The organism is Paraburkholderia agricolaris (assembly GCF_009455635.1).
Lineage (GTDB): Bacteria > Pseudomonadota > Gammaproteobacteria > Burkholderiales > Burkholderiaceae > Paraburkholderia > Paraburkholderia agricolaris.
In genome coordinates, this window is sequence record NZ_QPER01000001.1 from 3,642,664 (window position 1) to 3,658,780 (window position 16,117).

The 16,117-nt window shown below is 63.3% G+C and carries 10 protein-coding genes; 4 read left to right on the forward strand and 6 right to left on the reverse strand.

Features of this window, described 5'->3' with window-relative positions; translation table 11 throughout:
* Positions 1–94: 94 nt before the first annotated feature.
* On the reverse strand, positions 95–7,474 hold the full coding sequence (locus tag GH665_RS16045) for a non-ribosomal peptide synthetase (RefSeq protein WP_153136673.1): 7,380 nt from the start codon (positions 7,472–7,474) through the stop codon (positions 95–97).
* Positions 7,475–7,954: 480 nt separating this feature from the next.
* Between GH665_RS16045 and GH665_RS16050 the strand changes: the two genes are divergently transcribed.
* From GH665_RS16050 to GH665_RS16060, 3 genes are all read left to right on the forward strand, one after another.
* A complete protein-coding gene (locus GH665_RS16050) occupies positions 7,955–8,425 on the forward strand; it encodes an energy transducer TonB family protein (protein ID WP_246216224.1) in 471 nt (156 codons plus the stop codon).
* A 392-nt stretch (positions 8,426–8,817) separates the two neighbouring features.
* Positions 8,818–10,125: an MFS transporter gene (locus GH665_RS16055; protein ID WP_153136674.1), complete on the forward strand. Its 1,308-nt coding sequence runs from the start codon at positions 8,818–8,820 to the stop codon at positions 10,123–10,125.
* A 99-nt stretch (positions 10,126–10,224) separates the two neighbouring features.
* Entirely contained in the window at positions 10,225–10,404 is a 180-nt protein-coding gene (locus tag GH665_RS16060) for a hypothetical protein (RefSeq protein WP_074285075.1), read from the forward strand.
* A gap of 171 nt (positions 10,405–10,575) precedes the next feature.
* On the opposite strand, the gene GH665_RS39435 is transcribed toward GH665_RS16060, so the two are convergent.
* Positions 10,576–10,707 (reverse strand): hypothetical protein, encoded by a 132-nt coding sequence (locus tag GH665_RS39435; RefSeq protein WP_255246783.1) that lies wholly within the window; start codon positions 10,705–10,707, stop codon positions 10,576–10,578.
* A 731-nt stretch (positions 10,708–11,438) separates the two neighbouring features.
* Positions 11,439–12,443: a lipopolysaccharide heptosyltransferase I gene (gene waaC / locus GH665_RS16065; RefSeq protein WP_153136675.1), complete on the reverse strand. Its 1,005-nt coding sequence runs from the start codon at positions 12,441–12,443 to the stop codon at positions 11,439–11,441.
* 212 nt (positions 12,444–12,655) lie between these two features.
* On the opposite strand from waaC, the gene GH665_RS16070 reads away from it, so the two are divergent.
* Entirely contained in the window at positions 12,656–14,071 is a 1,416-nt protein-coding gene (locus tag GH665_RS16070; protein WP_153136676.1) for a chloride channel protein, read from the forward strand.
* A gap of 221 nt (positions 14,072–14,292) precedes the next feature.
* Here GH665_RS16070 and GH665_RS16075 read toward each other — a convergent pair whose 3' ends face one another.
* The 3 genes from GH665_RS16075 to minD all read right to left on the reverse strand — a co-directional run bounded on the left by GH665_RS16075 (position 14,293) and on the right by minD (position 16,029).
* Positions 14,293–14,607 (reverse strand): YXWGXW repeat-containing protein, encoded by a 315-nt coding sequence (locus tag GH665_RS16075; protein WP_153136677.1) that lies wholly within the window; start codon positions 14,605–14,607, stop codon positions 14,293–14,295.
* Positions 14,608–14,935: 328 nt separating this feature from the next.
* The gene (minE, locus tag GH665_RS16080) at positions 14,936–15,199 is read right to left on the reverse strand and encodes a cell division topological specificity factor MinE (protein ID WP_028196771.1); all 264 of its coding nucleotides are present in this window, start codon (positions 15,197–15,199) and stop codon (positions 14,936–14,938) included.
* A gap of 14 nt (positions 15,200–15,213) precedes the next feature.
* Positions 15,214–16,029: a septum site-determining protein MinD gene (minD, locus tag GH665_RS16085; RefSeq protein WP_153136678.1), complete on the reverse strand. Its 816-nt coding sequence runs from the start codon at positions 16,027–16,029 to the stop codon at positions 15,214–15,216.
* Between the last annotated feature and the right edge of the window lie 88 nt (positions 16,030–16,117).

A 16,117-nucleotide genomic window follows, 5' to 3' on the forward strand; every position in this document is an offset into this window, starting at 1 on the left:
CTAAATGAAAGACTTCCACCGATGCCTCTCGAAAGAGGCCAACGAAGTGTAGGCTCGTTTTAGCCGAAGAGAAATCCGGTCATATTTCAGCCTGTTACAACGCCACCGTCTCCGGTATAGGGGGAAGAAAGCCCGCGTCGCGCAGATAGCCGATGTAAAGCCGGATCATCGCGCCGTAGTCGGTCGTCAACGCCACGCCGTGCCGCGCAAGCTCGGTCAACGTGTCGATCTGCTCGACCGGCAACGGTGCGGCGGAAAGGTCACCGGTATAGAAGTCGCGAATCAGCGCCAAACCGTTCGACGCATCGAGACCCGCCAGACGCCGCTGCCAGTCGGCCGGCACCTGTGCCTCGGCATGCAAGCCACAAGCAGCGAACACAGCAAACCACTGACGCAAGGACAGGGCGAACGGATTGTTCAGGTTCGCCACGCGGATGCCGGCACGCGGATGCAGCACCATTGCCGTCAGCGCGCTCGCGAGCTGATCGACCGGCATCATCTCGACTTCCCGCGCCGTTTCCGGATAGGCACCGAGTTGCAAGCAGCCCTGAGTGAACAGCCAGAAATGGTTGCGCGCGAAATTGCTAAAACCGGTGCGGCTGTCGCCGGTGATATTGCCGGGTCGAGCAATGAGCGCCGGCAGGCCGAAGCGGCGTGCGCACTCCGCGACCCGTTGTTCGCTCACCCATTTCGTCAGCAGATAGCCGTTATCCAGCAACGGACGCGCGCGGCTCACATGCTCGTCGATGCGCACGGCGCCCTCCAGCATCTCGCCAACCGACAGCGTCGAGACGAAACAGAACGGTTTTTGCCGCTGCGTCAGTGCGAGCCGCAGCAAAGCCTCGGTGCCGCCGACATTCGCGGCCTTCATCTCCTCGTAGCTATGCAGGTGATGGACGAATGCGCCGCAGTGCAGGATCGCGTCGACCTCCCCCGCGAGTTGCCGCCAGCGCGATGCGTCGAGTCCAAGTTGCGGCGCGGCGAGATCGGCAGGAATCACCTCGACGCGGCTGAAGTCGATCGCCAGCCCCGCCTCGCGCGCCTTCTCCTCCAATACGGCGCGGCCGGCATCAGCGCTCGCGCAGCGTTGCAGGCAAATCACCTTGTCGATCCGGGCGCACAACGCGTGCAGCAGGTAAATGCCGAGGAAACCGCTCGCGCCGGTCAGCAGCATCGTGCGAATCGGCGCTGGCTCGGCGGCCTCAGAGCAAGCTGGCGCGGCATGTTCGGCAACGAACGGCGTCGACGCATCGGCAATCGCGCGCTCGATCATGTCCTCGTGACCACCGTGCGCGAGCGTCGCGACGGTCGGCGAGCGGTAAAACTCAGCCATCGCAAAATCGATGCCGAGCGTTTCGCGCAATTGCGCCTGCATCCGCCCCGCCAGAATCGAATTGCCGCCGAGCCGAAAGAAACTGTCGTCGCGGCCGATGCCGGAAACGCGCAGCAGCACCTGCCAGATTCCGGCGATGCATTGCTCGACGCCTTCGCGCGGCGGTGTGCCGCTTGCGCGTGAGGGCGCGGGCAACGCCTTGCGATCATGTTTGCCGTTCGGCGACGCCGGCAGCGCGTCCAGCCGGATGAAACACGCCGGCACCATGTAGTCGGGCAGCGCCTGCGACACATGGCGGCGCAGCGTGTCTTCATCGGGCACCGCACCGTCTTCGTTCGATCCGGCAACGCCGACGTAATACGCAGCCAGATAGCGCGCGTCACCTTCGCCCCACACGCGACACGCGGCATGCGCGACACCGGACGCGGTCGCGATGCAATTCTCGATCTCGCCGAGTTCGATGCGAAAGCCACGCAGCTTGACCTGCTCGTCGTTGCGGCCAAGGTATTCGATCGTGCCGTCGGAGAGAAAACGGCCGAGGTCGCCCGTCCGGTACATCAGCGCGTACGGTGCATCGCGAAACGGATCGACCACGAACCGTTCCATCGTCATGGCCGACTGGTTGATATAGCCGCGCGCCAGATTTTCGCCGCCGATGTAGATTTCACCGACCGTGCCGGGCGGCGCCAGTTGCCGCTGCGCATTCAGCAGATAGAGCCGGTAACCCGGCAGCGGCTTGCCGATGATGCGGCTCGGCCCACCCGGCAACACGTGTCCGCACGAGGCCATCACCGTGATTTCGGTGGGACCGTACAGGCTGAATAGCCGCGTGTGTTCACTCCACCAGGCAGCGCTCGGTTCGTCCAGCGTATCGCCGCCGAATCCAAGCAGTTGCAGATCGGGTAGCGGCTCGCGCGGCAGGCTCTGCACCACTACCGGTGCAAGCGAAGCATGCGTGACGCGCTCCGCTTTCAGCAAGCTGTGCAACAAGCGCGGATCGCGGCGCGCCTGCTCCGGCAACACGATGAGCGTGCCGCCGTGCAGCAGCGCGAGAAACAGATCGAGCACGCTTGCGTCGAAATTGGTGGACGCCGCCAAGGTGCTGATGCTGCCCGGCGCATAGCCGAGCGCGCGACTCGCGGCGGCCACCATTCGAACCACGCTGTGATGTTCGACCAGCACACCCTTCGGCTTGCCGGTCGAGCCCGACGTGTGGATCACATAAGCGAGCGCCTCGGGAACGACAGCCTGCTGCCGGTACGGCTGCCCCACCTGCTTCGCCAGCAGCGCCGGGTCGATCTGGTGCAATTCGCCGAGGCCGGCGGCCTCCAGCGCGAGGCGGCTCGGTTCATCGGCGAGCACCGTATCGACCGAACAGTTTTCGACGAAGTAGCGCAGGCGTTCGGCGGGATAGGCCGGGTCGAGTGGCACATACGCGCAACCGGCTTTGAGCGTGCCCAGCACGGTAGCCACCAGCAGGACGCTCTTCTGCATGCTCAAACCAATCCGCGCACCGGCCGGCATGCGGGCTGACAAGCCGTGAGCGATAGCATCGCTAAGCGCGTCGAGTTCACGATAGCTGAGCTGCTCCTCACCACAGCGCACGGCAACGCGCGATGCATGTGCCGCGACCACCTCGGCGAAACGCGCCGGGATCGACTGCGCTGCATCCGGCAGCGGCTCGCCGCACGCGAAGCTCAAACACCGCGCATGTTGCGCATCACTCAGATAGGCAAGTTCGCCGACCGGCGTGTCAGGCTGACGAGCAGCGGCATCGCAGAGCGTCATGAACACCTCCGCCATCCGCTCAACCGAAGCCTCATGCAGCACCGAACTGTCGTATTCGAAGCGTCCGTCCAGCCCACCATCGGGCCGCACATAGAAAATCGCCGACAGGTCCGCTTTCGACGTCAGCGGAGGGCGTTCCTCGGCGTAATAAGCCGCTCCGCCGATATGGCCGTTCAGCTCAATGCCGTTTTGCAGACTGAAGATCGTGTTCAGCGCACCGAGCTGATCGTTGTCCGTGTCGTAAGGCGTGGCGAGCAGATGATCGCGGTCGTCGAGCATCTGCCGTTGCACCGCACGCGCCAGTTCGCCGAACCCTTGCCGCGTGTCGATGCGCTGCACCAGCACGGCCATCGACACGAACATGCCGTAGATCTGCTCGCTGCCGGGAACATCGCGGCCCGCATACGGATAGGCACAGGCCAGTTGCTGCTGGCCACTCACGCGCCACAGCCAGATAAGATACAGCGCGAATAGCAGAGGCGGCAACGTCATGTCGTGCGCATCGGCAATCTGCTTCAGGCGTCGCACCTGGGCCGGCCGTACATGTAGCGCCAACGAGCGGTTGGCGTTAGGTTCGCGCTGCAATGCGTCGAACGGCAATTCCGTGCGCAAGGCAAGCGTGTCGAGCTTGCGTGTCCAGTACTCACGCGCGGTGGCAAAACGCGGCGATTGCACTAATTGCTGCGCCCAACGACCGTGGTCGAACCACGAGAGCCGCTCTTCTGAAACCGGCTGGCCTTCGTAGCGCAACGTCAATTCATCGAGCAACAGTTTGAACGACCAGCCGTCGAAGATCGCGTGATGAATGCAGAGCAGCAAAGTGGTGCGGCTCTCTCGCGGGGACATGAGCAATTGCGCACGCCACAACGGCGCACAGTCGAGTGGCAAATTCACTGCGCGCATGGCATCGGCATACGCTTCGATCGCGCCGGCATCACAGCTCTCTAAAGGAACGGATATAGGCGCGGGCGAATCCACCAGGTTGGCGGTTTCGCCCGGCAGCAGCCACAACTGTCCGCCACGTTCCGCGAAGCTCGCGGTGAAGATGGGGTTATGCGCGAATACGCCGACGAGCGCCTGATGCAAACGCAACGGATTCGCTGCGCCGTCGAAGTCCACCCGCATCACGATGTTGTACGCGTTATCTGCAGGCTTGCCGAGCGCGCGGGTATGCATCATCCGCACGAGCCGGCTAGCTACGGGCGCGGACGTGGGCGGACCTGATTGCGCAGTTAGCGGCGGCAGCGCGGGGCCCGGTTCGACGCCCTGCCGCGCGCTTGCGCAAAAGGCGTCGAACTGCGGATGCTCGAACAGCGTCTTCAGCTTGACGGTTGCGGACAGGCTCGCGCTGACACGATTGCACACGAGCGTGGCAAGCAGCGAGTGGCCGCCCAGGTGGAAGAAGTGGCTGTCCTCCCCGACGCTGTCGAGCGGCACGCCCAGCACGTCCGACCAGATCGCTTGCACGGCCAGTTCGAAGGCGTCGAAAGCGCGCTTCGCGGAGTCGGCCGGACCGGTTTGCGGCGCCGGCAATCTGCTGCGGTCGATCTTGCCGTTCAGCGTCAAGGGCAGCGCTTCGACCGGCAGCAGGAAGGCCGGCACCATGTAATGCGCGAGTCGTTGCGCAAGACGGTTTCGCAGAATCGCAGGCTCCAGCGCGGCCCCTGCATACCAGGCCACGAGTGCCGTCCCACCCTGCCGCTCGCAGGTACCGACATAGGCGCTACGCACCTCCGGCTGTTCGACGATGCTGGCCTCGATTTCGCCCAGCTCGATCCGGTAGCCGCGAATCTTCACCTGAAAATCGCTGCGCCCGAGAAATTCGATCGCGCCATCCGGCTGAAAACGGCCGAGATCGCCGGAGCGGTAGAGACGTCCTGGGGCAAACGGATTCGCCCGAAACTTCTGCCCGGTTAGTTCGGGCCGCAGCAGATAGCCACGCGCAACCGCCGCGCCGCCAATGCAGATCTCGCCGATGCCGCCGAGCGGCACCGGTTCGCCTTCCTCATCGAGCAGATGAATCTGATAGCCGGGCAGCGGATGGCCCAGTTGATTGGCGGGCTTGTCGCCGTCGAAGGTGTTTTCGGTCGCCATCACGGTGGTCTCGGTCGGGCCGTAGATGTTCGACAGGCGCAGCATGCCGGACCAGAAGCGGATCGTCTCGTCGTCGCTCGCTTCACCGCCACAGAGAATCGTGTCCAGATGCGGCAGCGCGCGCCGTGGCAGCAGCTTCAGAATCGCCGGCGGCAGGAACGCATGCGTGATGCGTTCGCCGTCGAGGAAGGCGGACAGTGCGTCAGCATCGGTGCGCACCGCTTCGGGCGCGACGATCAGATGGCCGCCGTGCGTCAGCGGATTGAAAATCTCCAGCACGCTGGCGTCGAAATTGACGGACGCGAACTGCAGCCAGCGCGTGCTCGCGTCACGCCGGTAGCGGCCCGTCAGCGAGGCGATCAGGTGCGCCAGCATGCCGCGCTCGATGACCACGCCCTTGGGTTTGCCCGTCGTGCCCGAGGTGTAGATCACGTAGGCGGTGCGTTGCGGATCGAGCGGCGCGCCTGGCGCGGAAGCCGATCCAGCCAACCCGGCCGGCGGGCCTGTCAGCAGATCGTCGATCCGGTATAGCGCGCAATCGACCAGCGCGCTCAAACGCTCGTGGGTTGCCGCATCGACAATCACGGCGCGCAGTTGCGCATCCTTGACGATGTAGCGCAAGCGCTCATCCGGCATCTGCGGGTCGAGCGGCAGGTAGCCCGCGCCATGGGTGAGCACGCCAAGCATGGCCGGAACGATGCACGCGCCACGCGAAATGCAAATGCCGATCAACGTGTCCCGTCCATCAGACATGTCCGGCGCATTCGGCGCATTCGGTTCAAGCGCGGCCAGGGCTGCGCTCACGCGTTCGGTGGCGAGCGCCAGTTGCGCGTAGGTGAACGCAGCGTCCGGGCCGCTGACCGCGGGATGCGCGGCGTGCTCGCGGGCCGCCTGTGCGAACAGATCGAGCACGTCGCGCGCGGGTACGGCAAGCGAACCGCCATCGGACCACGCCGCGCAATGGCGTCGCAACACCGGCGTATACAGATCAATCGCATCGACCTTCTGCCCGAGACTCTCGCCGACGCGCCCGAGCAGCGCCGTCAGATGCCCGAACGCGAGACGCAAGCCGTCGAGTTCCTGGGGATAGCGGCTGTGCACGTGCAACGCGATCTCTTCACGCACGTCGAGATAGACGCCGATGTCCTCGTGCGAGAAACGGCGCGAGTACGGCGCCAGCAAGGTCGCGGACAAGGTGCCGAGCATGAGTGCGTCGTAGGGCAAGCTGTCGGTTTCGCACACCACGTTGGTCCCACGCACGAAACCCGGTTCGCGCCGCTCGATGTCGTACAGCACCTCAAAGGCCGGAAGTTCGGCGTGAAAATCCGCCATCTCGGCGCGCGCCGCCGCGTGCCGAAGAAACTGCCGCAGCGTCATCGTGTCGTCGAAGTCGGTTTTCAGGAAGCGCCGCCGTTCGTCGAAACCGATCGTCTCGTCGCGTTGACAGCGGCCGCGCTGGTGATGCGCGGTAAGCACCGCGCGGCTGCCGGTCATGCGGTGCAGCAGCACGTGAACACACAGTTTGATCAGCAGATCGGGGGCGACGCCGAGCGTATGGGCCTCACTGCGCAAAGCAGCGGCTGTCCGCGCATCGAGGCGCAGCGTAAAGCTGCTGTCGGCGAGCGCATTTTGCCTGCGCGGCGCGTGCCATTCGAACGAAGCGTCGCCCAGTTGGCCAATCCAGAAATCGAGGTCGGTCTGCAAACGGTCATTCGCGAGGAGCTCACGCTCGGCGTCGAGCAGGCCTTGCTGATCGATGCCGAGCGGTGCGACCGGCGCTGTGCCGCAATAGGTCCGCGAAAGCGCATCGAACAACGGCCTCAGCGAAAAACGGTCGAGCAAAGCAGGATGGCAGGCGAACACCAGATAACTCTGGGCGCCGGCGCGCAGCAGCGTGAACGCCCACGGCAGCCCGGCGTCCAGCCGGAAGGCACGCGCGCACAGGCCGTCGATCAAGGACAGCACAGCGGCTTCGTCGCGCTCGTCACGCTTGTCACACTCGTCACGCCGGTCAAGATCGATGACGTTCAGCTGTGCTCCCACATCGCGGCGGATGACCCAATGCGCGCCCTGTTCGGTGTCGACGAGCCGGTAGGCAAGCGGCCGGCAGTGCGCCACTAGCTGTGTCACGGCAGCGGACAGCCGCTCGACGTCCGGACAGCCGTCGATGCGGTAAACGGCACAGAGATTGGAGCCCGCGGCGGCATGCGCCAGAGTGCGGGATTGCGTGCGCGTCAGCGCAAAGGAAGTGTGTTCCAAACGATACCTCGTTGTCGGGGTGGACAGGACCGATCGGCTCGCATAAGCGCCGGCCGCGCGCGACTCATGACCGCGCTGCGGCGCTTCGCCAGATGGTCGGGCCCACGCTATTGACGTGAGGTTGTCGTCACCATAGGAAAACTCTTAGAACTCCTGCTGTGTGTGGACCGGTATTAACACTCTTTGATCAAACACGGCTTATGTCAGGCGGATCGCATCAGACTGAATGCGCTCATGCAGACGACAGAAAGGCAATGGAAAGAACACCACGCGCAACGCGCAAGCGAACCGGATCGCAGGGCACCGGACCGGCACACAGGGCGAACGACAATTGCATCCTGGCGCTTTTTGACTACCATCAAGTTAGACCCTGTCCCAATGCTTTCCACAACGATGCTCATCCGTACGCGTCACCTTCGTCGCTTGACCGGGCCCTGCGCTTGCCGCGTCGGCGGATCGTTATTGCAAGCACATCGGGCGATGTCGGTATCGGTTTTGACCGTAGCGTCGACGCTGGTGCTTGCGGTCATGGCGGGCTGCACCATCACGCCGCCTGATCGCCCGCTCGTCATCACGCCGGCCGCCGCCGTCAATAGCGCGACGCTCGATCAATACCGCAGCGCGGTCGCCAGACGCATCATCGACCGCAGTCCGTCCTATGTGCTGCACGGCACACCGCAAGCCATGCTGCGCTCGCTGGTGGTGGTGTCGTTCACGGTGGATCGCAATGGCCAGGTGCTGCAGTCGTCGGTGTATCGCACCAATGGCGACGACGAAGCCGAGAGCACCGCGCTCGCCACCTTGCGGCGCGCCTCGCCGCTGCCGCAACCGCCTGGCGTATTGCTGAATGGCCGCGGGCAACTCGAACTGTTCGAGGACTGGCTCTTCAACGACAACGGCAAATTCCAGTTGCGCGAGTTCGCCTCGCCGCAAGCGCAGACCATCGAGTAAGCGGCGCGCCGGCGCAGTGAAAGCGGCAGAACGCGAGACCGGCCCCGCCCTGCCTTGCTGCGTTGTGGACGCGCTCGCTATAATTTTCCGACTCCCCAAGCCGGATCCCTCCGGCATGGCGCGCGCCGCCCGCTTACCCGTTGGCGCGGCGCGCGCCCGATTGCAGCACCGCCGCGCCACCCGCGCAGGCCGCCTGCCTGATATACGAACGACGCTGACGGCTAACTGCTGCCGTTGTAAGCTGTCGCATCGTCGCCCGCGCCGGGCATGGCTTCAACCGCCAGCAAGACGCGCCGAAGCGCACGAACCTAAACAAAGATGCCGGCTGATCACGCGCCGCCCGCACATAAAAGTACGGCGTCCAACGGCATCACGACACTCGGAGACCCTGCATGTCCACTTCGCCGATTTCCGCGGCCCAGCCCAATTCGACCGGGCAGAACAGCAGCGCGCGGATCATCTTCGCGAGCTTCATCGGCACCGCGATCGAGTTCTACGATTTCTACGTCTATGCGACCGCCGCGGCGCTCGTCATCGGACCGGTGTTTTTCCCGCACGGCTCGGCGACCGCTCAGGCTTTATCGGCTTTCGTCACGTTCGGCATTGCGTTCGTCGCGCGCCCGATCGGCTCGTTCCTGTTCGGTCACTTCGGCGACCGGATCGGCCGTAAATCGACCCTGGTGGCTTCGCTGCTGGTGATGGGGGTATCCACCACGCTGATCGGTTTCGTGCCGGGCTACGACTCGATCGGCAGCCTCGCGCCGATCCTGCTGTGCATCTTGCGCTTCGGCCAGGGTATCGGCCTTGGTGGCGAATGGGGTGGCGCGGCGCTGCTTGCCACGGAGAACGCGCCGGCCGGCAAACGCGGCTGGTTCGGGATGTTTCCGCAACTCGGGCCGTCGATCGGTTTTCTGGCGTCCAACGGCCTGTTCTTCGCGTTGGCCTTGTCTTTGAGCGACGAGCAATTCCGCAGCTGGGGCTGGCGCGTGCCATTTCTCGTCAGCGCGGTGCTGGTTGCGCTCGGCTTGTACGTGCGTCTGAAGATCGCCGAGACGCCGGCCTTCCAGGCAGCCATCGAGCGCGAGGAGCGCGTGAAGGTGCCGATCGCCACCCTGCTCTCGCAGCACTGGATGCCGACTCTGCTCGGCGCGCTCGCCATGGTGGTCTGCTACACGCTGTTCTACAACGCCACGACGTTTTCGCTGTCGTACGGCGTGTCGGTACTGCATATTCCGCGGCCGACTTTCCTCGGCATGCTGTGCATCGCGGTCGTGTTCATGGCGCTCGCCACGCCGCTGTCAGCCTGGGCGAGCGACCGTTATGGCCGCAAACCGGTGCTGATCGTCGGCATCATCGCGGCAATCCTGTCGGGCTTCACGATGGCGCCGTTGCTCGGCAGCGGGCAGACGCCGCTGGTGCTGCTGTTCCTCGTGATCGAGCTGTTCCTGATGGGTGTGACTTTCGCCCCGATGGGTGCGCTGCTGCCGGAACTGTTTCCGACCAACGTGCGCTATACCGGTGCAGGTGTGTCGTACAACCTCGGCGGGATTCTCGGTGCGTCCGTCGCGCCGTATATCGCACAGGTGCTGGCCGCGCACGGCGGGCTGCCCTGGGTGGGCGCGTATGTGTCGATTGCGGCGGCCGTCAGCATGCTCGGCGTGCTATGCATGCGCGAGACGCGCGATGCGCACCTGATGTAACGAGACGGAAGACGCGCTGAGTAAATTCCCTGCCTTGCGCGTCTTTTTGACTTGCCTATACTCGAAATAAATAACCCTAAGGCAAGCAGGGAGGCTCTGATGAATATTCACCTTCACAACGCGGATATCGTGATGATCATCGCGCTGGCGCTGCTATGTTCGCTGCTGCTGGCTTTGCGCTTTCGTCCCGCGACGTGGAAAGGCATCGTTGTGGAAGCGCTGGCCGCGAACGTGGCCGCCATTACCGCGGTGATTGCTTTTGAAATGCTGCTTGCCTGAGCAGCCGAACATCCCGGCGTCAGTGCCAGTGCCCGCACAGCTGGCCGGTCGAACGCGGCCTGCGCCTGAACTCATCCAAAGAAGCCGTTGAGCGGCTGCCCTCGCCGATGCGGGTGAGCGGCAGCCGTCAGGATCAGGTACTGCGTCTGGCCAAATCCGGGCCGCAAGCCATTACCGGTAGTAGTAACCGTGATGGTAGTAGCCGCCGCCGTAGTAATAGCCAGGCGCCGGTGCAACGATGCAGCCCCCAAGCGCCGTTGCCAGCAGCGTGCCTGCGATCAGGGTCAGGATTAAGCGTTTCATATTGTTCTCCTTCGAGTCAGATTCATTCGAGCCGAAACCCCGAATGACTCGATTGAACACGACCCTGCCTCCCGCGACCGTTGCCATTTGTAAGGGAAGATCACGTGGGTGTTACACGTTTGCGCCCCCAAATCCGGCTGCGCCAACCCATGGCGTCAACAGATTCACATCAGAGGAAAACAGCACCTATACTGGTTTGGATATGCGTGCCACGTGCAAGCCTTGTCCGTGGCGGATGCGCGGACCGGGACGCGGACGGCGGGTATTGAATCGGCGCTCCACGTGCCATAACCAGACCGGCAACCGCGCGCGAAACCACGCGGACAGCCAATTAGGCGCCCTACGAAAAGCGACAGATTTAACAGGTATGTAATGCGCGGTGCTGGTCCAGGTGCAGAGCGCGGTCGTCAAAGACCGGCTGCGGGATGCCGGTGAGCGACCCACGAATCTGCCGGCACGCGCGCGGCATGCCTCAATGAATGCGTCATTGAACTCGGCCGCCGGCTGGCGGTCTGTTTAGAACTGGGTCGATCACCCGAGGTGGCCGCCCGGTGTCTGAGTCAGTTTGTTCATTGAAGTGATTCCTCTTCGCCCGTAGTTCCCCGACGCGGGCGTTTTTCGGAGGCGTTCCGTGGCAGCGCTCGTTTGATTGGGCGACTGTGCGTCGCGCCTCTTTTCTTTTGACCGAACGATTAGCCAAACGATTGCGCGAAAGCGCGGCGAAGTTGCGCTCAGGCAGCGGCTGATCCGTGCTGCATGGCGACGGCGCGCGACTCGCCCTGCACGTAATCGATTGCCTCCAGCGCCTCGGCAACCGTTGGGACTGCCTCGCCGTTACCAATCGAAATCGAGCGGAACGGCGCGTCGATGCCGCAATGCGACGGCGAAGTGGCCACAAAAATCATGACCGTGCGCTTCTGCAACGCATGCGCCAGATGAACAAGCCCCGTATCGGTCCCGACCACCAGCGCGCACCCGTCGATCATCTGTGCGATTTCGGTCACGCTCAGTTTCGGCAGGACGGTCGAGCCCGGCACCTGCGACGCGATTTGTTCCGCCTCGGCACGCTCGCGCTCCGAGCCCCACGGCAACACCACCTGAAAACCTCGCTGCACCAACTCACGCCCGACCGCCCCCCAATGGGACAGCGGCCACTTCTTGTCGTCTTTGGAGGTGGCATGAAAGAGCGCCGCGACCGGTGCGCCGTTAGCCGCGAACGGCACGACGGCCGGCGTTGGCAGGCGCAGATTGTAGGCGGGCGGACCCTCGACCTTATAGCCGAGCGCCTCACTCGCGCTGATGCGCATGCCATGCCATGCATCGCAAGACGGACGGGGACCGAAACGCCCGGTGTAGGCAAATGCCGCGCCGCGCTCTCCCAGATCCTGGGACTGGTAGCCAATACGTTTAGACGAGCGAGCCAGAAAGGCGATGATCGCGCTCTTGTACACACCGTGAATGTCGATGATGAAGTCGTAGCGGTAGGCACGCAATTCGGCGATCGACGCCGCGATCGCCTTGAAATCGCCCCAGCGGCGCGCCTTCTTGAAGCGGCGCAGCGGAGCGCAAAGCACGCGGTCCACGCTTTCGCTCCAATGCACCACTTCGGCAAATGCTTCGTCGGCCGCCCAATCCACTGCAACGCCGGGAAAAGCGCGTTTGATGTCGGCGACGACCGGCAACGCCTGCACGATATCGCCGAGTGAAGTGACCTTGACGATAAGGACTCGCTTCATTGAGGACCTGTTAGTTGTTCGAACGTCAAACTATTTTAGCCGACGAATGGAATAATCTTTGCTAAACGCAATGGGGCGCGATCCGGTCATTAATACAGCCCGTTACATTGCAGAACTTACAAATATGTTCTTTACATATTTCATATTGCCTTCATGGCCTTTCGTCGATGCGGCACGCTTTATAATCCACTCTTTGCGCCAGCACATCCCTCATGTCCCGGCCTTTCCCTCCGCTCTCTTCCAGCATCGTGCGTCGCGCCAGACGCCTGTGGCGACAATATGGCGTCTTCTGGCTGGGCGCGATCGCGGTCGGTCTGGTGGCGGTTCTGTATGCCAGGCTAATTGACTGGGGCTACGGCGAATTTCGCGCCATGCAGCAACAGCACGTGTGGGCGCCGTTGATCGTCACGCCCGCGGTCGCCGCGCTCGCTGTCTGGCTCACGCGCAAATTCTTTCGCGGCGCCGAAGGCAGCGGCATTCCTCAAGTCATCGCCACCCTGCATGCCAGGCCCGGTGAATACGGCGCGCGGCTGCTGTCGTTCCGGATTCTGTTCGGCAAGATCGCGGTGTCGTTTCTGGCAATTCTCGGCGGCTTCACGATCGGCCGCGAAGGACCCACCGTGCAGGTCGGCGCGGCACTGATGTTCAATCTGCGGCGGCTCTACCCGCGCTCGAATGCGCTGATCGAACGGCAACTGGTGCTCGCGGGCGCGGCAGCGGGCTTGTCCGCGGCGTTCAATACGCCGCTGGCAGGCATCGTGTTCGCAATCGAAGAGCTCACCCGCAGCTTCGAAGCCCGCGCGAGCGGCGTGCTAATTACGGCGATCATCATTGCCGGCGTGATCGCGCTCGGCCTGAACGGCAACTACACCTATTTCGGCACCATCCAGATCGGCGCGCATTTCCCCGATCTGCTGGCGGTCGCCGTCGTGCTCACGGCGATCGTCACCGGGATTGCGGGCGGCGTATTCGGCTGGCTGCTGCTGAATACCGCACGCTGGATTCCCGCGCCGCTGCGTCAGTTGCACGGCGAGCGGCCGGTCGTATTCGCCGCGCTGTGCGGCTTCCTGATCGCGGTGGTCGGCCTCATCTCCGGCGGCACGACCTTCGGCAGCGGCTATGCGGAAGCGCGCGGATTGCTCGACGGACACGAGCACCTGTCGGTGTTCTATCCGTTCCTGAAGATGATCTCGATGGTCGGCTCGTATCTGCCGGGTATTCCGGGCGGGATCTTCGCGCCGTCGCTGTCGATCGGCGCGGGCTTCGGCAATCTGCTCCATATGGTGTTCGGCTCGATGCAATTGCCCATGCTGATCGCCCTCGCGATGGTGGGCTATCTGGCGGCCGTCACGCAGTCGCCGATCACCTCGTTCGTGATCGTGATGGAGATGATCGATGGTCATGCGCTGGTGATCTCGCTGATGGCCACCGCATTGATTGCGAGCCGTGTATCGCGTTTGCTTGCACCGCCGTTGTATGAGTCGCTGGCGGAGCGCTATATGGCGCCGCTGCCACAGCCGGCCCCCGCACCGGTGCCGGAAGTCCCTGAAGTCGAAGCGCCCGAGGCCGCAGTCGCCGATGAGACCGACGGCGATACTCGTGCTGAAGACGGCGCCCCGCGTCAGTAAACGACCACCCCCGGCGCGTGCACGTAAACCGGCCGTGCCGGCACCACTACGCAGCCGGCCAGCACGACCGCCAGAGCGGCGATCAGAAGCAGATTCTTTTTCATCATGTGTTCCTCAGAAACGCAGGCGAGCGCGAGTGCGGCGCCTGCGTCGTCAAACTGGAGAGAACGGCACGACCGCGGTCAACCGCTCCGTGCCGGACAGTGCTGGCGTCTGGGGGCCTAAGCCGCCCAGTGGCCTTCGACCCAGCGATAGTTCGGACCGTGCTCGACCCAGTGGCCCGGCACCCAGTGGAAGCCGACACGCTCGGCCTGCCAGTGGCCCGCCGCCCACACATAGCGGCCGTGATCCCAACGCCAATGACCGTGATCCCACACGTAGCCGACGCGCGGCGCCGGCACGACTTCGTAGCGCACGGCCGGCGGTGCGGACGGTGCGATCACAACGACTTCTTCGGCCGAAGCGGATGCCATGGCGGATGCGCCAGCGGCGATCAGCACAGCGTTGGCGATCAGCAAGCGAAAGGTCTTGTTCATGTTTTCCCTCTGTAGTTGGACACCGAATCCGGCGTTATCCGTTTAATGCGCGAGGGATCAAAAGCGCTGACTGCCGCCGTGTAACGGCACACGCTGAAGTGCAACGGATTATTTCGCCGCACGGCATAGCCACGTGCGGACATACGCGGCCATGCACAACGGCGCGGCGCGTTCGGGCAGCAAACAGAGGATAGAGAGGCAGACGGCGCGTAGAACCCACATCCGCGCGTCTAATTGAACAGCAGAAGGCACACCACCGGGAGGACAGCGTCTACGCGCCCCATCCCGTCACGTCAGATCGACACAACGAAGCAGAGCGCGCAGCGCGTTACGCGGAACCCGCCTGCGGTATTTCAATCTTGACCTCGAGCACTTCGAGATCGTCCTGGCGCTCCAGGCTCACGCGAATATCGTCGTTGGAAATCTTCACGTACTTTGAAATCACGGCCACCAGTTCGCGTTGCAACGCAGGCAGGTAATCGGCAGGCGCATGGCCGCCGGCGCGCTCGTGCGCGATGATCAACTGCAGGCGTTCCTTCGCTACCGACGCGGACTTCTTCTTCTCGCCCAGCAAAAACGAAAGAATCGACATTACGTGCGCTCCCCTTACTTGGTGCCGAAGAGGCGCTGCAGCAGCCCTGGCTTCTGGTAATCGGTAAAGCGAAGCGATTTCTGCTCGCCGAGGAAACGCGACACGACATCTTTATAGGCTTCGGCGACGTCGGTACCGTCGAGGTGGACCGCCGGCAGCCCCTGGTTCGACGCATGCAGCACGGCTTCCGATTCCGGAATCACGCCGATCAGATCGATGCGCAGAATTTCCTGGATGTCGGTCAGCGACAGCATTTCGCCTTCGCTGACACGCTTCGGGTTGTAGCGGGTGATCAGCAGGTGTTCCTTGATCGGTTCCTTGCCGTCGATCGCGCGCTTGGTCTTCGACGACAGAATGCCGAGGATACGGTCCGAGTCACGCACCGAGGAGACTTCCGGATTCGTCACGATCAGCGCTTCGTCGGCGAAATGCATCGCGAGCAGTGCACCCGATTCGATACCGGCCGGCGAGTCGCAGACGATGAATTCGAAGTCCATTGCGATCAGGTCGTTGATGACCTTTTCGACGCCTTCCATGGTCAGCGCGTCTTTGTCACGCGTTTGCGAGGCCGGCAGGATGAACAGGTTCTCGCACTTCTTGTCCTTGATCAGCGCCTGGTTGAGGTTCGCTTCGCCCTGGATCACGTTGATCAGGTCGTACACCACCCGGCGCTCACAGCCCATGATGAGGTCGAGGTTACGCAGGCCGACGTCGAAGTCGATCACGGCGGTTTTGCTGCCACGCAGAGCGAGGGCCGATGCAAAACTCGCGCTCGTGGTCGTCTTGCCCACGCCACCCTTGCCCGAAGTCACCACAATGATTTTTGCCATTACCCTTACCTTGTGTTCGTCAAATTCGTCAATTATGTGCGGCCCGATTTGCCGTGGAACGCCGCGTGCCGTGATTGTTCAGGGCAGC